Raw genomic sequence first — 17624 nt, forward strand, 5'->3', positions numbered from 1 at the left:
CGGGTCGAATTACTCAGTAAGGAATCTGGAGAATCCTATGAAAATGCTCGCCGTCATGGCCACCCTCCTTCTGTCTGCCCCCGCGCTCGCTTATGAGTCCGGTAGCGTGTTGTTGCGTACCGGCGCCGCAACCGTTAGCCCGGATGTGAGTTCCTCGGCGCTGGCGCTGTCCGGTACCGTTCTGGACGGAACTGCGGCAGGGGTGGATGACGGGACGGCGCTGGGTCTGACCGCGACATATATGTTCCGTGACCACTGGGGCGTTGAAGTGGTGGCTGCCAGCCCCTTCACTCATGACCTTGAGGTGAGCGGCCTGGGGGAAACCTTTGACCTGGGCGAAACCCGTCATCTGCCGCCCACTGTACTGTTGCAGTACTACCCGCTGTCGCCGTCTTCCAAGGTGCAGCCCTATGTCGGTGCCGGCCTGAACTACACCGCCTTCTTTGAAGAAGAAGTGAGCGGGCAGGCCAATGCTGTCTTCGCGAGCCTGGGCGCAACCGGCGGTGCGGACCTGTCCCTGAAAAACTCCACCGGTGTGGCGCTCGAAGCCGGGGTCGACTTTGTCTTCGGTGCGGACCAGCGCTGGTTGTTCAATGTTGCCGTGTGGTGGATGGATATCGATACCGAAGCCACTGTCCGGGTGCCGGGTGTGGGTAAAGTGACTGCGGACGTGGAACTGGATCCGCTGGTGACCATGGCCGGGCTTGGCTACCGTTTCTAACAGCGCGACCCAAATGACCGGTTCTCTGATCGGGGGCCGGGCGCAACAATCTTATCCGGGCCTCGTGCCCGGATTACTGCACAGGCAAGAAGCATCATGATCCAGCACACCGGCGAACACGACCTGGCTTTTCCCACCGAGATGCTGTCGCGCTATAGCGGATCCTGTCCGCGCTACACGTCTTATCCTACCGCCGATCGCTTTGTGCCGCTCGACGGGACGATCCGGCCGTGGGACGCATTGCAAACGATCGACAGTCTGTCGCTGTATGTGCACATCCCCTTCTGCCATTCGCTGTGCTACTTCTGTGCCTGCAACAAAGTCATCACCAATCAGTATGGCCTGGCCTCAAGCTATCTCGATCGCGTGTTGGAAGAGGCTCGCTGGTATCGTGATCGTGTGGCTCAGGCGCCGGTGACCCAGTTGCATCTGGGGGGTGGCACGCCCACCTTCCTGACCGACACGGATATGCGCCGGTTGATCGAGGGCCTGGGGCAGATTTTTGAGCTGCGTCATGATGACAGTGTGGAATACAGCATCGAGGCGGATCCGCGCAGTCTCAACATTGAATCGCTCGATACGCTGCGGGCACTGGGTTTTAATCGGCTGAGTCTTGGTATTCAGGATTTTGACCCGCAGGTGCAACGCGCGATCAATCGGGTCTGCGATGCGGATACGGTTGCGGCCATTACCGAGGGCGCGCGACAGCGGGGCTTTGCCTCGATTTCCTATGATCTGGTCTACGGATTGCCACACCAGAGTGAAGACAGTTTGCGCGAAACCGTCGCGCGGGTTTTACAGTTGTCGCCGGACCGCATCGCGCTGTATCACTACGCGCACCTGCCGGAGCGTTTCAAGGCGCAGCGGCTGATCGATACCGATGCCATGCCATCGGCTGAAGAAAAAATTGCCATGCAGCGCGCGGCGGTGCAAATGCTGGGCGAAGCCGGCTACGAGTTTCTCGGCATGGACCATTTTGCCCTGCCGGGGGATGAGCTCGCTCGCGCGGCTTCTCGCGGCGAGTTAAAACGCAATTTCCAGGGATATACCCTGATGCCTGCGGATGCCCTGATCGGGCTGGGCGCTTCCGCAATTAGCTATAGCGCCGATGGCTTCTGGCAGAATCACCACCGGGTCAAAGAGTATGTGTCCGCTATACAGGAACAGGGCAGCGCGGCATTCCGTGGCTGGTCTCTCAGCGAAGATGACCGGTTACGCCAGCAGCTGATTATGACCCTGATGTGCCGTATGGAGTTGGACAAGCGGGAGGTCTCACGGCAGATCGGCCAGCCATTCGATGTGTGTTTTGCGCGGGAGCGCGCGCGGTTGCAGCCGATGATCGAAGACGGTCTGGTCGGCGAGGACCGCCACCGGCTGTGGCTGACCGCACGCGGCCGCTGGTTTGCTCGCAACGCGGCATCCGCGTTTGATGCCTATCTCAATGATGAAACTGCAAACGATGGCAAAGTCACCCCACGGCGCTACTCGCGCGTGCTGTAACAGCAAACCCGCGTCCGCGATTGGGGGTGCACAACCCCGGGCCCGGATCCGGTACAATAGCGGTAGTTCAGGTACCCACGGGACGAGAAAATGAGTCGGGATTCAACAGCAGTGAAATGCAGTGAATGTGCAGTCAGGCGGATTTGCTTGCCTGCAGGCCTGCCCGAGTCTGATTTACAGCGGTTGGAGACCATGACGGGCGGTAAACGCTCGGTCAAAGCCGGCGAGGCCCTCTACCGTGCCGGGGACTCTTTTCACAACCTGTACGCGATCCGCTCCGGCAGTTTCAAATCGTCCGTACTGTCCGCCGATGGCGATGTACAGGTGACCAATTTCTCCCTGCCGGGCGAGCTGCTCGGTCTTGATGCCTACAGCACCGGTAGCCACCCCAGCTTTGCCCGTGCCCTCGAAGACAGCAGTGTATGCGAGTTGCCGTTCGCCCGGCTCGAGGAGCTGGCGCTGGAGGTGCCGGCGCTGCAGAAGCAGATCTATTCGATCTTTTCTGAAGAGCTGCGCCAGGAAAACGAAATCTTGCTGCTGTTGGGCAAGCGCGCGGCCAATGCCCGACTGGCGGCTTTACTGGTGAATATCTCCAGTCGCTATGCCCGCCGGGGTTACTCTGCCAATCGCTTTGTGTTGTCGATGCCGCGCACGGATATCGCTAACTATCTGGGTCTGACTGCAGAAACGGTCAGCCGCCTGTTCACCGCATTCCAGAAGGATGGATTGATTCAGGTGTCCGGGCGCTCGGTGGAGATCCTCGACCTGCTCGCCCTGAGCGAGCTGGCCGGCACCCATGTGTGTGATGAGAATGAAATGGGGCGCTCCCTGAACGGCTAAACCGCACTCGGGGCGTGCGCCCATTGCTGTGGATTGTTCAGACTGCGGTGGCCGATCGGCTGTTATTCACATATTCCTGCAGGGCATCGTACTGACAGCGCATGGCCGGATTGAACACCTGGTCTGTGCGCTCCTCCAGCTCTTCCCCAATGGCCATCCAGTCCTGCTCGGTCAGGAATTCCTCCATCAGTGGGAACACCGTGCGGTTCTCGCGTGTCATGTGCTCGCGCTGGTGCTTCAGGTAGCGGTCGGCAGCGGCCTGCAGGTGATCCCGGTCGACGGCGCAGTCGTGCGCTACCGCGTAGAGCAGTTCCTTGAGTTCCTTGGTCTGTTTGGCCAGCTGCAGGTGGTCGTCCCGCGCCCACAGGATCGGTTCTGGCGAGATATCCGGTTTGTTCAGCAGCACGGAGAAGATGACATCCTCGACCGGATGGTGCCATTTGTCCGGGTAAGTGGCGATGTAGTCCAGGGTGTCGAGGAGCAGGGAGAGAGTGGCGGGGTCGCGGTCTTCCCGCGTCATATCTGCCAGAAGTTCTTCAAACGTGTCGAGAACCCGGTGCATGTTCTGATGATCCCGACACAACTGGGTGTAAATGCTATCCATCGCTGACTCCATCCGCCGTGATTGTTGATGGCTGGCCGGAACCGCTGACATCGCGGCCGCCTGAGCTGGTGACACCCACCAAAAACTGCACCAGAGGGTCGTCGACCTGGTATTCCGTATACGCGCCAGTCACTGGCTGGGATTTCGCTGGCGCAGCGGAACTCCAGAGCTCATCAAATGTAGCAGTGGGTGAGACGTTTATGGCGTCAGGGTGGGGAAGCGCGGCAATTGCTCGCCGTGGCGAGAGATTGAGCACATTGTGCCGGCGTGGGATGGCACGGTGGCCCCGGATTACGGAACTGCGCGCGAGTAATCGGTCATTTTTCACCCTATTGGCGGTGGGTGGCGGTGACGCAGAAGGGCGTGTAATTCAACAACAAGCCCGGAATTAGTTGGTGTACAATGCGCGCCTTTCTACAGTTGTACCCCATATTCAGACCCGTTTTGCCGCTCGCCGGCTGGAATACGCCGAGCCCGTGGCGCGGGAACCGCAGCCCGATAGATTGAGGGAATACCATGTTTGATAAGTCAGTCACTCTCGCCTCCTACGATCCGGACATCTGGGAAGCCATCCAGGATGAGGACCGTCGCCAGGAAGAGCATATCGAGCTGATCGCTTCCGAAAACTACACCAGCCCGCTGGTGATGGAAGCGCAGGGCAGCGCCCTAACCAACAAGTACGCCGAAGGCTATCCAGGCAAGCGCTACTATGGCGGCTGCGAATATGTGGACAAAGTCGAGGCACTGGCGATCGAACGTGCCAAAGAGCTGTTTGGTGCCGATTACGCCAACGTACAGCCACACTCCGGTTCGCAGGCCAACTCTGCGGTTTACCAGGCGCTGTGCGAGCCGGGCGATACCGTTCTGGGCATGAGCCTGGCCCACGGTGGCCACCTGACCCACGGTGCGCGTGTGAACTTCTCCGGCAAGATTTACAACGCGGTGCAGTACGGCCTCAACACCGAAACCGGTGAAGTGGATTACGAAGAAGTCGAGCGCCTGGCCCTCGAGCACAAGCCGAAAATGATCGTCGCCGGTTTCTCCGCATACAGCCGCGTAATGGACTGGGCACGTTTCCGCGAGATCGCCGACAAAGTGGGCGCTTACCTGATGGTCGACATGGCCCACGTTGCTGGCCTGGTTGCCGCCGGTGAATACCCGACGCCTGTGCCTTACGCCGACGTTGTCACCAGTACTACGCACAAAACCCTGCGCGGTCCGCGCGGCGGTATCATCCTCGCCAAAGCCAACGAGGAAATCGAGAAAAAGCTGAATTCCGCGGTATTCCCCGGTGGTCAGGGTGGTCCGCTGATGCACGTGATTGCGGCCAAGGCGGTTTCCTTCAAAGAAGCCATGACCCCGGAATACAAGGCGTACCAGAAGAAGGTCGTGGAAAATGCCCGCGCCATGGCGGAGACCTTCCTCGACCGCGGTATCAACATCGTTTCCGGCGGTACCGATGACCACTTGATGCTGGTGGACCTCATCGGCAAGGAGTACACCGGTAAGGATGCGGACGAAGCCCTGGGCAACGCCAACATCACCGTTAACAAGAATGCGGTACCGAACGACCCGCGTTCCCCGTTTATCACCAGCGGTCTGCGTGTCGGTACCCCGGCGATTACTACCCGCGGTTTCGGGGTTGAAGAAACCAAGCAGCTGACCCACTGGATCTGTGACGTGCTCGATGCGCTGGAAAGCGGCAATGCCGATGCAACCGTTGCGGAAGTCAAAGGCAAGGTGCTGGAAATCTGCGCGAAGTTCCCGGTATACGCCGACTGACCTTTGCAGTTCAGAGTAAGAAGAAAGCGGCTCATCGAAGCCGCTTTTTTTGTCTGCAAGTTGGTACGGTGATGCCAGTCATTGAAACTTTATTCGGTTTAATGCAGGCATGGCGCAATTCTGGTTTAATTGACCGCTTAAGCGACAAGTCGAACAGGAAGTCAGACTTTTCGACGGTGAGCGGCGCACGGATGTACTGTCTCTGTCTTTGAAATTTTGGTGTTTTCCGCGGTGGTGCGGAGCGACCAATGAGTCCAGACGGTACCGGGCTCGTTTCCCTCGATGGCAACAGCCAGTTACGCAGGGTCCGGTCAATTCCGCAGTGCCTGCGAAGAGAGGGAAAATGCGCCTTACCCGCTTCATGACGAACGAAAAGTCTCGCAAGGGGCTTTCTTCACAGAACAATATTCTAACTATGGTGTTTGGCCTCTTTGCGTTGGTGGCGGTTGCCGACGCGCGTGAAATTCACGTGGCCAATTGGTCTGAATATATCGCTGAGGATACCCTCGCGCGCTTCGAAGCCGAGACCGGCATTAAAGTCCATTACACCGAGTTCGACGATATCGAAGAGCTCGAGGAAATGTGGATCAACGAAGGGCGCAAGTTCGATGTGATCGTGCCCGGCTCCGACAACATTGTGGGCTACATCGCTGCCGGGCGGCTGGAGCCGCTGGATCGCAGCAGGATCCCCAACTGGTCACGCAATGATCCCATCTTTATGGAGCGTCTGCAGGGCTCTGATCCGGGCAACAAATATGCCTTTCCCTATCTCTGGGGCACGGTAGGAATCGGCTATAACGTCGAGGCTGTGCAAAAGGCCTTTGGCGGTACCCTACCGGACAACAGCTGGGATCTATTGTTTGATCCCGAGCGGCTCAAGCTGCTGGACCACTGTGGCGTCACGCTAATGCGTTCCCCCGAAGAAATTTTCGATGTGGGCCTGAAGTTTCTGGGCAAAGACCCGAACAGCATGAAGGTTGCCCACCAATACATGGTGGCCAATCTGCTTGCGAAGGTGCGTCTGTATGTGACGGACTTTGACTCCGGTGACTATATCGAGAACCTGGTAAGCGGTAAGCACTGCATGGTGCATGGCTGGAACGGCGATATTCTCGAAGCGCAGGAGCAGGCAAAAGAGGCTGGCAAGCCCTTTGAAATCCGCTATACGACCCCAAAAGAAGGGGCTCCCCTGTGGATTGACGTGTTGTCCATTCCTTCCGATGCGCCCAACAAGGATGATGCCTATCAGTTCCTGAATTATTTGTTGCGCCCCCAGGTGATTGCCGAAATCACCAACGAGACCTGGTTTGCCAACGCCAATGTCGAGGCGCGTCAGTATGTTGATATGGACGTGCTGACGAATCCCATTATCTACCCTGATCCCACAGAGTTGTCCGACAGCTGGATTCCCAAGGCGACGACGCCCCGCGTTCTGCAGCTGCGCCACCGCCTGTGGCAGCGGATCGTCGAGCGCGAGTCTCTCTGAGTGCCGCCGGGCGGCGCCAGCGGGCACTGACCCGCGGGGGCGCCGCGGTCCTGTAGCTGTGGTAAACTGCGGCCCATTTTCACCATGGGCCACCCCTATGCACTGTCCTTTCTGCAGCGCAGATGAAACCAAAGTTGTGGATTCCCGCCTGGTCGCCGAGGGTGACCAGGTGCGCCGCCGTCGCGAATGCCTTGAGTGCCACGAGCGTTTCACCACCTTTGAGACGGCTGAACTGCTGCTGCCCCGCGTGATCAAGCAGAATGGCCAGCGTGAACCCTTCAATGAAGACAAGTTGCGCGCCGGTATACAGCGGGCTGTAGAGAAGCGCCCGGTCAGTACTGAGCGGGTCGAGTCTGCCGTTGCCCAGATCAAACATGCGCTGCAGGCGACCGGTGAGCGGGAGTTGCCGGCCCGATCGGTTGGCGAGCTGGTGATGGAAAAGCTGCGTGAGATGGACGAGGTGGCCTACGTACGGTTTGCCTCGGTCTATCGTCGCTTCGAGGACGTGTCCGAGTTCCGCGAGGAAATCGACAAGCTGACCCGCGACCCGTCAGAGACCCCTTAAGTCTCCCGTCATCATGAGCGAAGAATTCAGAGCGGAGAATCCATGAGCGCGGAATCCCCTAATGCGGCCGTTGCCCAGGCGTTGATGGCGCGTGCGGTGCAACTGGCAGAGCGCGGCCTGTATACCACCATGCCCAACCCTCGTGTGGGATGCGTGATCACCGATCCTGCCGGCGTGGTTGTCGGTGAAGGCTGGCATCAGCGCGCCGGCCTGCCCCATGCCGAAGTTGAAGCGCTGAACGATGCCGGGGAGGCCGCCCGCGGCGCGACGGTTTATGTGACTCTGGAGCCCTGCAGCCACACCGGGAAAACCGGCCCCTGCGCCGATGCCCTGATTGCCGCCGGTGTCGCCAAAGTGGTTTTTGGCATGGAAGATCCAAACCCTGAAGTCAGTGGGCGCGGTTTGCAGAAGCTGCGCGACGCTGGCGTTGAGGTTGAAGGTCCGGTGCTCGAAGAGGCTTGTCGCGACCTGAATCCGGGCTTTATCAAGCGCATGACGCTGGGGTTACCCCTGGTGCGTAGCAAGTCTGCGATGAGCCTCGATGGCCGTACCGCTATGGCCAGCGGAGAGTCAAAGTGGGTAACCGGACCGGCAGCGCGCGCGGACGTGCAGCGCTTGCGGGCGCGCAGCTGTGCGGTGATCACGGGCGTGGAAACCGTGCGCTTTGATAACCCCAACCTGAATGTGCGCGCGGACGAAATTGCGCTGGAATTACTGGAGGCGGAGCAGGCCGCTGAAGTGCAACCGCTGCGGGTCATTGTCGACAGCCGTCTGCGCACGCCCGCCAAAGCCTTTATTTTGCAAGGGGATGCCCCCACCTTGGTGTGCACGACCGCCAATGCGGATAGCGAACGCCGCCAGCGGCTGGAGAAGGCCGGTGCCGAAGTGGTGGTGTTGCCCGCGGACGCCGAGGGTCGGGTCGATCTTCTCGCGCTGTTGCAGGAGCTCGCGCGGCGTCAGTGCAACGAGGTCATGATAGAGAGTGGCGCGACCCTCTCTGGTGAGTTTCTGTACCGCGGCCATGTCGACGAGTTAATTGTGTACGTGGCGCCTAAACTGCTGGGTAGTTCGGCGCGCCCATTGTTTGAACTGCCCATTGAACGGATGGGCTCGGTGCTGCCGATTACCATTACCGATATGCGCGCTGTCGGTCACGACTGGCGAATTACCGCCACTACCGATATCGAGCGCTAGGGGAAAGCCGAATGTTTACCGGGATTGTTGAAGCCATTGGCGAAATCGCCGAGCTAAAACCGCAGGGCGGTGACCTGCGTGTGCGGGTACGCTCGGGCAAACTCCACCTGCAGGACGTGCAGTTGGGTGACAGCATTGCCACAAATGGTGTCTGCCTGACCGTGGTGGACCTGCCCGGCGATGGATACTGGGCCGATGTCTCGGCTGAAACCCTGACGGTGACCACCGTCGGTGACTGGAAGATCGGCAACCGGGTCAACCTGGAAAAAGCCCTGACACCGCAGACCCGTCTTGGCGGCCATATTGTCAGCGGACATGTCGATGGCATCGGCGAAGTGGTCTGGCGGCGTCCGGAGGCGCGCGCCGAGCGCTTCCGTATCCGTGCACCCGGGGAGCTGGCCCGCTACATTGCCCACAAGGGTTCGATCACAGTCGATGGCACCAGCCTCACCGTCAACGCGGTCGATGGCGCTGAATTCGAACTGACCATCGTGCCGCATACGCTGCAGGAAACCATTATGGGGGATTACCGCGCCGGTACCCGCCTCAACCTGGAGGTGGATGTCATCGCGCGCTACCTGGAGCGCCTGTTGATGGGCGATGCCGCGGCAGAACCCGGCAGTGGGAGTAGTGAAGGGCTAACCATGGAATTCCTGGCGCAGCACGGGTTCCACCGGGCCTGAAGCGGATTACAGGAAACAAGAACAAGCAGGGAGGTAAGGCTCCCGTTCCCGGAGAGACCGCGATCAACAATGCGGCGGCGGGGAATTCTCACCACAGCAGAGAGATTTATGGAACTGAATACGGTTGAAGAACTGATCGACGACATCCGCCAGGGCAAGATGGTGATCCTGATGGACGATGAAGATCGCGAGAACGAAGGTGACCTGGTGATGGCCGCCGAACAGGTGCGCGCCGAAGACATCAACTTCATGGCGACCCACGCGCGCGGCCTGATTTGTATGCCGATGTCACGCGAGCGCTGTGAGCAGCTGGACCTGCCGCTGATGTCCCGTGATAACGGCGCCCAGTTCAGCACCAATTTCACCGTCTCGATCGAGGCTGCTGAAGGGGTGACCACCGGTATTTCTGCGGCGGACCGCGCGCGGACCATCCGCGCTGCGGTAGCGCGTAATGCCAAGCCCAAGGATATCGTGCAGCCCGGACATATCTTTCCGATTATGGCCCAGCCGGGTGGCGTGCTGAGCCGTGCCGGCCACACCGAGGCCAGCTGCGACCTTTCCCGCCTTGCGGGCTTCGAGTCCGCTGCGGTGATCGTTGAGATCATGAATGAAGATGGCTCCATGGCACGGCGTCCGGACCTGGAGACCTTTGCCAAGGCGCACAATCTGAAGATCGGCACCATTGCTGACCTGATCACCTACCGGGCCATGAATGAGAAAACGGTAGAGTGTGTTAACGAGCGGCAAGTGAAGACCGAGTATGGCGACTTCACCCTGCGCACCTATCTGGACAAAGCCCGCCGCGAGCGCCACTTTGCTTTCATCAAGGGCCAGCCGACCCCGCAGGAACCGACCCTGGTGCGTGTGCATGTGGGCAATAACCTGCGCGATGTTTTGACCATCCAGCGTGGTGATGAAAAGTACACGCCGTGGACCTTCCGTCGTGCCATGCAGCGCGTTGAACAAGAGGGTAAGGGCGTGGTGGTACTGATCTGCCACAACGAAACCACTGAAGAAATCGAAGAGAGCATCGACTGGCTGATCAGCGGTAAGCAGCAGCGCCCGAGCCAGGACCTGGTGTACAAGCAGGTGGGCACCGGCTCGCAAATTCTGCGGGACCTGAATGTGCATAAAATGCGTTTGATGAGTGCGCCGTTCAAATTCAGCGCCATTTCCGGCTTCGAGCTCGAAGTCGAGGAATACCTCAACGTTGAAGAAAACTGAGTTTTAGCGAATTAGAAACTGGAAAAGACCATGAGCAAGATCAAAGTAATCGAAGGGGATTTCGTAGGCTGCAAGGGGAAGTTTGCCCTGCTGGTCAGTCGCTGGAACAGCTTTGTTGTTGAGAGCCTGAAGGACGGCGCGCTGGACACGCTGCGCCGCAAGGGCATCAAGGAAGAAGACATCACCATCTACTATGCACCGGGTGCATTCGAGTTCCCGCTGGCGGCCAAGAAGCTGGCGGATTCCGGCAAGTTCGATGCGATCATTGCACTGGGCGCCGTCATTCGCGGTGGCACTCCGCATTTCGAATATGTTGCTGGCGAGTGCACCAAGGGCCTGGCCCAGGTATCCCTTGATGCGGGCATCCCGGTGACCTTCGGTGTATTGACCGTGGACTCTATCGAACAGGCGATTGAACGCTCCGGCACCAAGGCGGGTAACAAGGGCTGCGAAGCCGCGGAAACCGCGCTGGAAATGGTTTCCCTGCTCGGGCAGATCTAATTTTCCGGGGGCCAGGCCCCCACCGATGTAACGACTGGAAAAACGAATGACCGTAACTGCTTCCGCACGTCGCAAGGCGCGCCACTACGCTATGCAGGCTCTTTATCAATGGCAGATGGCTGGTGCCAGCCTCAATGCTATTGAAGCCGAGTTTCGTACTGACAACGACATGAGCAAAACCGACGTGGACTATTTCCGCGATCTGTTTCATGGCGTGGCCAAGCAGCTGGATGAAGTTGAGGCGGCTTATGCCGCGCACCTGGATCGCTCTGTGGACGATCTGGATCCGGTGTCCCGTGCACTGCTGCGCATGGCGACCTATGAACTCAAGAATCGTATCGACGTGCCATACAAGGTCGTGATCAACGAGTCGGTGGCGCTGGCAAAGAAGTTTGGCCCCACGGATGCGTTTAAATATATCAATGGCATCCTCGACAAGACTGCCGCTGATTTGCGTGCTGCGGAAGTTGGCGCGGATCGCAAAGGCTGAGTAAAGGCCCCTGATGCGTACCGGCCCCGGCGAGTTTGACATTATCCGCGAATATTTCGCCGTGGCGGCGCACGGTGAAGGCGTGCTGCTGGGGATCGGCGACGACTGCGCCCTGTTGCAGCCGCCGGCATCGGGTGTGTTAGCCACCAGTGTCGATACGCTGGTGGCCGGCCGCCATTTCCCCGTCGACGCTCATCCCGCATTATTGGCCTCCCGTGCGCTGCGGGTAAACCTCAGCGATCTGGCCGCGATGAACGCCCGCCCGCTCTGGTTTACCCTGGCGCTCACCCTGCCGGACAGTGATGCGCAGTGGTTGCAGGATTTCTCCTCCGGGCTGCTGGAAACGGCTGCCGAATTTGGCGTTTCGCTGGTGGGGGGCGATACCACACGCGGGCCGCTCTCGATCACCATTCAGGTCACGGGCGTGAGTGAAGCGCCACTGCGCCGTGATGGTGCCCGTCCCGGTGACGGGGTCTATGTCAGTGGGCCTCTCGGGGCTGCCGCTGCCGCCCTGCCGGTGGTCCTGGGGGAGTTGGCGGTGGACCCGCAAACCCGCGCGCGCGCCGAGCGGGCGTTTTATCGGCCGCATCCACAGCTGGCGCTTGCCCGCGCCCTGGGCGGCCTTGCCACGAGTGGGCTGGATATCTCCGATGGCCTGCTGGCCGATCTGGGCCATATTTGCGCGGCCAGCGGTGTCGGTGCAGAACTCGACATGGCGGCGGTGCCGGTTGCTCCGTTGGCGATAGAACTGAATGCTGGTGATGCCCTCGCTCAGGCCGCGGCCGGCGGAGATGATTACCAGCTGTGTTTCACGCTGCCAGCTGGGGCCGAAGCGCAAATGCGGGACGTCTGTCACCACCTGGATCTGGAACCGGTGAAGATTGGCCGGATTACCGCTGCCGTTCCCGGCGAGACCGGGGACAAGCGCGTGCGTTGTCAGCTGGAGGGGGCCCCCTGGACACCCCCTGGCCGCGGCTACACGCACTTTTGACATCAATAACAAGAACATCAGGACCTGAATGCCATCATGAGCAATCCGAGTTTTCAGCAGTTGTTGCGCAGCCCCACCATGCTGCTGGCGTTTGGCTTTGGTTCGGGTCTGGCGCCCAAGGCGCCCGGCACCTTCGGTACGCTGATGGCGATTCCGTTCTGGTGGCTGCTGCAGGGCCTGTCTCCCGCCTGGTATCTGGCGGTCGTAGCGGCTGCGGCAGTACTGGGCTGCTACCTGTGCGGCGCCGCGTCGCGCAAGCTGGGTGTGCATGACCACGGTGGTATCGTGTGGGATGAAATGGTGGGTTACTGGCTCACCATGTTTATGGCCCCGGCCGGTTGGGTCTGGGCGCTCTATGGCTTCGTACTGTTCCGCCTGTTCGACATCGCCAAGCCGCAGCCCATCGGCTGGGCTGACCGACGTGTACATGGTGGTATCGGTATTATGCTGGACGATATACTGGCGGCTGTTTACGCGGCATTGGTACTGCAGGTCACCGCTTACTGGTTGGCATAGCACGCACTCTACACCGGAGGCACAACATGAAATTCGTCGGTCTGCTGCTGTGCATCGTCGCGCTGTTGCCCGCGGGTTCTTATGGGCAAAGTGTCCAGCTGAAAGGGTTGTTTGGCAGCTCCGCCATGTTACAGATTGACGGTACCCAGCGGATTCTCAAGCCGGGCCAGCAATCCCCGGAAGGGGTGCGCCTGCTGGAGGCAACCAGCGAGTTTGCCCGAGTGAGTATCGATGGGCGTGAGCAGAAGCTCACCCTGAATGCCCCGATTGCCAGCGCCTATGCGAAGGCGCAGCAGGCGGAGGTGCGGCTCAACGCGGATGGGGGCGGCCATTACAGCACCCATGCGTGGATTAACGGGCGCCGCGTCAATGTACTGGTGGATACCGGTGCGACCAGTATCGCGTTCAATTATCCCACCGCGCGACGGCTGGGTATCAGTCTGGATAACGCCAAGGAGATTCGCGTATCCACGGCCAGCGGCATTGCGCGGGCCTACCGGGTAAAGCTCGCCAGTGTCGCGATTGGCGGGATCAAAATACATAACGTCGATGCCACTGTGCACGCCGATAATTTTCCCGAGATCACCCTGCTGGGAAACAGCTTCCTGCGCCGGGTAGATATGGAGCAGCAGGGTGGCTTGCTGATCCTTCGGGCTCGTCAGTGATAATGAGGTAGTAACTTGACCACCATTCGTTACGTCGAATCTTCCAAACTCCCGACTTCATGGGGCATGTTTGCGATGCATGGTTTCGAGGAAGTTGAAACCGGCAAGGAGCATGTGGTCCTGACCATGGGAGATATGGATACCGACGAGCCACTGCTGGCCCGCATCCATTCTGAGTGCCTGACAGGCGACGCGCTTTTCTCGCTGCGCTGCGATTGTGGCGCGCAGCTGCAACATGCACTGCATCGTATCGCGATGGAAGGCCGCGGTGCAGTGTTCTATTTGCGTCAGGAAGGCCGTGGCATTGGCCTGTTGAACAAGATCCGTGCGTATCACCTGCAGGACAGTGGCGCCGATACCGTGGAGGCCAATGAGCAGCTGGGCTTCGGTGCGGATATGCGTGACTACTCCATTCTCAAGCCGATGCTCGAGCATCTGGGGGTGCATGAAATTCGCCTGATGACGAACAACCCGCGCAAGGTAAAAGCCCTGCAGGATCTCGGCATCAATGTGGTCGAACGTCTGCCGCACCAGAGTGGACGCAACCCGCACAACGTTAATTACCTGTCTACCAAGAAGGGCAAACTGGGCCACCTGCTGCAGGACGAAGAACCCCAGGAGCAGGGCAGCGATCCTGAAAAAGACGCCTGAGACGAGTCCTGCGATGCCGCGCCGACCCCGTTGCGCGCGGTATCTTCTCCCCCGGGTTTATTCCTGCCCCGTTTCTGCTAAGGCCTAATTTCTCAGCCCATCATTCCTGAGCCCTAACTTCTCGGCGTTGCTGCTGAAAACTGACTTCTGAGCTCCTGCCGAGACTACGTCACGGCAAGGGCGCCAGAGTGGATTGCGCTAGCCGAAGTGATAGCGCTGCACACGTTCGGCCAGTGTTTCCGGCCATAGGTAGTCACGGTAGAGGTAGCGGTAAATCTGCCGCGGCTTGTCGCCGGATGCCGGCTCAATATCGAAGTGCTCTTGTTGCTCCAATAACCATTGTTGGAACGCCGGATCGTGCTGTTCGGCCAGGGCACTAAGCAACTCGCTATAGGTATTGAACTGGTCCTGCTTGAGGGCTTCGCCCAGTTGGATCAGTGATGGATTGTCGTGTTCTGCCAGAAAGCGCACCGCCAGGTAAGACCAGTGGTACGTCAACTCTACGCCGTCGCCATAGGCGGTAGAAAAGATTTTGCTCAGGTCCGGCAGTGCTTCCGCCTCAGCATTTTTCAGGGTTTTCATGGCCGTGTGATTGTCGTCGCCATTGGCAACGTACTCGGCGAGGCCTTCCGACCACCAGACCAGCTTTTCCGGGTAGTGCCCGAAACCACCGTATTTGATGTAGCGTCCGTCTAGGTAGTGCACGTATTCGTGGTTCAGGTTCCACACCCCAAATTCCGCCTTACGCCAGAACGTTTCGAACGAGTAGAACGTCGCGATATTGCCCGGCGCGGCGGGTTCGCCTTCGATATACATGCCGCCATTGTCGGTATTGATGTTGAACAGCATTTGCCCGTGACGGTTGTATTCGCTGTAGTTATCGAAAATAACCACGCGCAACAGTGTATTCAGGTCATCCGCCACGGGCTCGTGTTTGGTATCCAGTAGCGTATGAAAGAATGCTTCCTGGGCCGTCAGTCTTTCGCAGGTTTGTGTGAGTTCCCGGGGGGCAAGCTCGGTGGCGCGGATCAGCAGCGTTTCAGAACACTCATGGGCGAGCGGTAAGGCCTCATCGATGGTGGCCGCCATACAGCGTCCCTGCAGTGCATCGTCGCACTGGTCTTTTACGCGGAATGCATTCACCAGATAAAAATTGCTGTACAGCATTTTGCGTGCAACGTCATCCAGTGCACTATTTTCCTGCAACAAGTTCCATACGGTATCGTCCAGCTCCGATGGCTCTGCTTCCTCGAGCACGGCCATGTAGGCCAATGTCCAAAGCGCATGTTGCAGTACCCAGTCTGTCGCGCCAGAACGTCCCAGTGCGAGTAGCTCAGAGATAAAGTCTCCCTGAGTCTTGAGTGCGGAGCGATAGTCGTCACTGTTGCGCGCCTCATAAGCAAGGAATCCCACCGCTCTCAACAACTCGAGGGTTTCCGCAGGCGACTGTGCCGGCGTTGAGTCAGAGAGGAGCGTTTGCAGGGCGGCCAGATGCGGTGCGAGATCCTCAGCGGAAACCTTGCGGCCGAGAAACAGGTAGAGCGCAGCCAGATAGTTCTCTCGCGCCTCGCTGCTGTTAGCGGCCAGAAAGTACGGCGATGTCACAAATTGTTGCAGCGCCGCTCCAACGCGTTGCCGATCCTCCTCGGTCACTACCCGTGTCGGCGTAAAGTAGTAATACGCACGCAGGTAAAAAAGCAATTCACTGAGTTCCGAGGTTTGCTCGGGCTGTAACGCCGGAGTTTCGGAGAGCATGCCGATTCGCGCGAGTATCGCTTCCAGGCGGCCATCCCGATCGTGATCGAAATCCAGCGTCCAGATGGTATCGCGTCCTTCCAGGACTTCCGCGACCAGGGTGTCCTGGTTGCTCGCGCGAAAATGCTTGAGCCCCAGCAGCAGTAGGGAAGCCAGCAAGGTAAAGAGCAACAGAGTGCTGAGTGCGCCAGGGCGCAAACCGGAATCACGGGCAGGTTTTGCGAGGGAAGCCATGATTGGAATTTATTCTCTAAGTTGTTATTGTCGGCAAAATAATATTTAACCCTTGCCGCCAATGCAATAGCGACACGTATCACACCGGCGTGACAGGTTACAGGGGTACACTCTGGAGGAAAATAGTGACACGCATTTCAATGACGAGTTACCAGCGCATACTTCGTACCGCATCGACGTCTGACCTGCCCATCGCGGACGGCAGGCAGGCTATACGGACGATTGATCTGCATACCGGCGGGGAACCGTTGCGGGTGGTGATCGCTGGATATCCCGAGCTGGCTGGAAATACGGTGCTGGAGCGGCGCGCCTGCGCGCGGGACCAGTACGATGCTTTGCGTACTGCCCTGATGTGGGAGCCCCGTGGGCATGCCGACATGTACGGGTGCCTGCTGGTGCCCCCCGATGACGAGGGGGCAGATTTCGGTGCGATATTCCTGCATAACGAAGGCTACAGCACCATGTGCGGCCACGCAGTAATAGCGCTGGCGACGCTGGCGCTGGAGCTTGGCTGGGTGGAAAGCCGGGGGCCGTGCCGGGAAACACCGGTGACCATTGATGTGCCCTGTGGGCGGATTCATGCGTTCGCGCGTACTGACAAGAACAATCGCGTTGTCGATGCGCGTTTTCTTTGCGTGCCCTCCTTTGTACTCGCGCGGGATCAGTCTGTTGAGGTGCCTGGCCTGGGAACTATCCAGTTTGATCTTGCATACGGCGGCGCTTTCTATGCCTATGTCGACGCGGCGCAGCTGCGTTTCCCGCTTGAGCCTGACTGTGCGGGTCGTGTGATTGAAGCGGGTCGGGCGATCAAGCGAGCAGTGATGGAGAATTTTGAGATCCGACATCCACTGGAACCTGAACTCAGTTTTTTGTACGGCACCATCTTTATTGATCACGGACGCAGCAGCGTTGGTGATGGCGTAGACAGTCGCAATGCCTGTGTATTTGCCGATGGCGAACTGGATCGTTCTCCCACCGGATCCGGCGTTGCGGGCCGCATGGCATTGCACCATGCGCAAGGGCGCCTGCACGTGGGCGAAGGGATGCACATTGAAAGTATTACCGGCAGTGTTTTTCGTGGCACCGTGGTTGAGGCAGTGGATTTCGCCGGCATGCCCGGTGTAATTCCGGAAGTGGCAGGTGATGCCTACATCACCGGAGAACACACCTTTTACCTGGATCCCGGCGACCCGTTGCGGGATGGTTTTTTGTTGCGCTGAAC

General features: G+C 59.1%; 18 protein-coding genes. 16 read left to right on the top strand and 2 right to left on the bottom strand.

Features of this window, described 5'->3' with window-relative positions:
• The first annotated feature begins 37 nt into the window (after window positions 1-37).
• The 3 genes from ACXAD0_RS05840 to fnr all read left to right on the top strand — a co-directional run bounded on the left by ACXAD0_RS05840 (window position 38) and on the right by fnr (window position 3061).
• Window positions 38-721, top strand: coding sequence for an OmpW/AlkL family protein (locus ACXAD0_RS05840; protein WP_475087426.1), 684 nt, complete (start codon window positions 38-40; stop codon window positions 719-721).
• 96 nt (window positions 722-817) lie between these two features.
• Window positions 818-2221, top strand: a complete 1404-nt coding sequence (gene hemN / locus ACXAD0_RS05845) for an oxygen-independent coproporphyrinogen III oxidase (RefSeq protein ID WP_475087427.1) — start codon at window positions 818-820, stop codon at window positions 2219-2221.
• Between the two features lie 90 nt (window positions 2222-2311).
• Window positions 2312-3061, top strand: a complete 750-nt coding sequence (gene fnr, locus ACXAD0_RS05850; protein WP_475087428.1) for a fumarate/nitrate reduction transcriptional regulator Fnr — start codon at window positions 2312-2314, stop codon at window positions 3059-3061.
• 37 nt (window positions 3062-3098) lie between these two features.
• On the opposite strand, the gene ACXAD0_RS05855 is transcribed toward fnr, so the two are convergent.
• Window positions 3099-3665 carry a hemerythrin domain-containing protein gene (locus tag ACXAD0_RS05855; protein ID WP_475087429.1) on the bottom strand — a complete coding sequence of 189 codons (567 nt, stop codon included), beginning with the start codon at window positions 3663-3665 and terminating at the stop codon, window positions 3099-3101.
• A 516-nt stretch (window positions 3666-4181) separates the two neighbouring features.
• On the opposite strand from ACXAD0_RS05855, the gene glyA reads away from it, so the two are divergent.
• The 12 genes from glyA (at window position 4182) to ribA (ending at window position 14413) form a co-directional block, all read left to right on the top strand.
• A complete protein-coding gene (gene glyA / locus ACXAD0_RS05860; protein ID WP_475087430.1) occupies window positions 4182-5447 on the top strand; it encodes a serine hydroxymethyltransferase in 1266 nt (421 codons plus the stop codon).
• 343 nt (window positions 5448-5790) lie between these two features.
• Window positions 5791-6933 carry an extracellular solute-binding protein gene (locus ACXAD0_RS05865; protein ID WP_475087431.1) on the top strand — a complete coding sequence of 381 codons (1143 nt, stop codon included), beginning with the start codon at window positions 5791-5793 and terminating at the stop codon, window positions 6931-6933.
• 97 nt (window positions 6934-7030) lie between these two features.
• Window positions 7031-7498 (top strand): transcriptional regulator NrdR, encoded by a 468-nt coding sequence (nrdR, locus tag ACXAD0_RS05870; protein WP_475087432.1) that lies wholly within the window; start codon window positions 7031-7033, stop codon window positions 7496-7498.
• Between the two features lie 42 nt (window positions 7499-7540).
• Window positions 7541-8692, top strand: a complete 1152-nt coding sequence (gene ribD, locus ACXAD0_RS05875; RefSeq protein ID WP_475087433.1) for a bifunctional diaminohydroxyphosphoribosylaminopyrimidine deaminase/5-amino-6-(5-phosphoribosylamino)uracil reductase RibD — start codon at window positions 7541-7543, stop codon at window positions 8690-8692.
• 11 nt (window positions 8693-8703) lie between these two features.
• Window positions 8704-9375: a riboflavin synthase gene (locus tag ACXAD0_RS05880; RefSeq protein WP_475087434.1), complete on the top strand. Its 672-nt coding sequence runs from the start codon at window positions 8704-8706 to the stop codon at window positions 9373-9375.
• Between the two features lie 108 nt (window positions 9376-9483).
• Window positions 9484-10599: a bifunctional 3,4-dihydroxy-2-butanone-4-phosphate synthase/GTP cyclohydrolase II gene (ribBA, locus tag ACXAD0_RS05885; protein ID WP_475087435.1), complete on the top strand. Its 1116-nt coding sequence runs from the start codon at window positions 9484-9486 to the stop codon at window positions 10597-10599.
• Window positions 10600-10629: 30 nt separating this feature from the next.
• Window positions 10630-11100, top strand: coding sequence for a 6,7-dimethyl-8-ribityllumazine synthase (gene ribH, locus ACXAD0_RS05890; protein WP_475087436.1), 471 nt, complete (start codon window positions 10630-10632; stop codon window positions 11098-11100).
• Window positions 11101-11146: 46 nt separating this feature from the next.
• Entirely contained in the window at window positions 11147-11590 is a 444-nt protein-coding gene (gene nusB / locus ACXAD0_RS05895; RefSeq protein WP_475087437.1) for a transcription antitermination factor NusB, read from the top strand.
• Between the two features lie 13 nt (window positions 11591-11603).
• Window positions 11604-12581 carry a thiamine-phosphate kinase gene (gene thiL / locus ACXAD0_RS05900; protein ID WP_475087438.1) on the top strand — a complete coding sequence of 326 codons (978 nt, stop codon included), beginning with the start codon at window positions 11604-11606 and terminating at the stop codon, window positions 12579-12581.
• Window positions 12582-12617: 36 nt separating this feature from the next.
• Entirely contained in the window at window positions 12618-13097 is a 480-nt protein-coding gene (locus tag ACXAD0_RS05905; protein ID WP_475087439.1) for a phosphatidylglycerophosphatase A family protein, read from the top strand.
• Between the two features lie 26 nt (window positions 13098-13123).
• Entirely contained in the window at window positions 13124-13762 is a 639-nt protein-coding gene (locus tag ACXAD0_RS05910; protein WP_475087440.1) for a retropepsin-like aspartic protease family protein, read from the top strand.
• A gap of 15 nt (window positions 13763-13777) precedes the next feature.
• The gene (ribA, locus tag ACXAD0_RS05915) at window positions 13778-14413 is read left to right on the top strand and encodes a GTP cyclohydrolase II (RefSeq protein ID WP_475087442.1); all 636 of its coding nucleotides are present in this window, start codon (window positions 13778-13780) and stop codon (window positions 14411-14413) included.
• A gap of 198 nt (window positions 14414-14611) precedes the next feature.
• Here the strand turns inward: ribA and ACXAD0_RS05920 are convergent, their stop codons facing one another.
• Window positions 14612-16402, bottom strand: coding sequence for a collagenase (locus tag ACXAD0_RS05920; RefSeq protein ID WP_475087443.1), 1791 nt, complete (start codon window positions 16400-16402; stop codon window positions 14612-14614).
• A gap of 125 nt (window positions 16403-16527) precedes the next feature.
• Here ACXAD0_RS05920 and ACXAD0_RS05925 point away from each other — a divergent pair, with 125 nt between their 5' ends.
• On the top strand, window positions 16528-17622 hold the full coding sequence (locus ACXAD0_RS05925; RefSeq protein WP_475087444.1) for a proline racemase family protein: 1095 nt from the start codon (window positions 16528-16530) through the stop codon (window positions 17620-17622).
• The last annotated feature ends 2 nt before the right edge of the window (window positions 17623-17624 follow it).

Source organism: Microbulbifer sp. ABF4_148 (assembly GCF_056158985.1).

Coding starts and splice junctions, on each gene's coding strand:
- ACXAD0_RS05920 (WP_475087443.1), bottom strand. CDS start 16,402: ATGGCTTCCCTCGCAAAACCTGCCCGTGATTCCGGTTTGCGCCCTGGC.
- ACXAD0_RS05905 (WP_475087439.1), top strand. CDS start 12,618: ATGAGCAATCCGAGTTTTCAGCAGTTGTTGCGCAGCCCCACCATGCTG.
- thiL (WP_475087438.1), top strand. CDS start 11,604: ATGCGTACCGGCCCCGGCGAGTTTGACATTATCCGCGAATATTTCGCC.
- hemN (WP_475087427.1), top strand. CDS start 818: ATGATCCAGCACACCGGCGAACACGACCTGGCTTTTCCCACCGAGATG.
- ACXAD0_RS05910 (WP_475087440.1), top strand. CDS start 13,124: ATGAAATTCGTCGGTCTGCTGCTGTGCATCGTCGCGCTGTTGCCCGCG.
- ribD (WP_475087433.1), top strand. CDS start 7,541: ATGAGCGCGGAATCCCCTAATGCGGCCGTTGCCCAGGCGTTGATGGCG.
- ACXAD0_RS05855 (WP_475087429.1), bottom strand. CDS start 3,665: ATGGATAGCATTTACACCCAGTTGTGTCGGGATCATCAGAACATGCAC.
- ACXAD0_RS05865 (WP_475087431.1), top strand. CDS start 5,791: ATGCGCCTTACCCGCTTCATGACGAACGAAAAGTCTCGCAAGGGGCTT.
- ACXAD0_RS05840 (WP_475087426.1), top strand. CDS start 38: ATGAAAATGCTCGCCGTCATGGCCACCCTCCTTCTGTCTGCCCCCGCG.
- fnr (WP_475087428.1), top strand. CDS start 2,312: ATGAGTCGGGATTCAACAGCAGTGAAATGCAGTGAATGTGCAGTCAGG.
- glyA (WP_475087430.1), top strand. CDS start 4,182: ATGTTTGATAAGTCAGTCACTCTCGCCTCCTACGATCCGGACATCTGG.
- ACXAD0_RS05880 (WP_475087434.1), top strand. CDS start 8,704: ATGTTTACCGGGATTGTTGAAGCCATTGGCGAAATCGCCGAGCTAAAA.
- ribBA (WP_475087435.1), top strand. CDS start 9,484: ATGGAACTGAATACGGTTGAAGAACTGATCGACGACATCCGCCAGGGC.
- ribH (WP_475087436.1), top strand. CDS start 10,630: ATGAGCAAGATCAAAGTAATCGAAGGGGATTTCGTAGGCTGCAAGGGG.
- nrdR (WP_475087432.1), top strand. CDS start 7,031: ATGCACTGTCCTTTCTGCAGCGCAGATGAAACCAAAGTTGTGGATTCC.
- nusB (WP_475087437.1), top strand. CDS start 11,147: ATGACCGTAACTGCTTCCGCACGTCGCAAGGCGCGCCACTACGCTATG.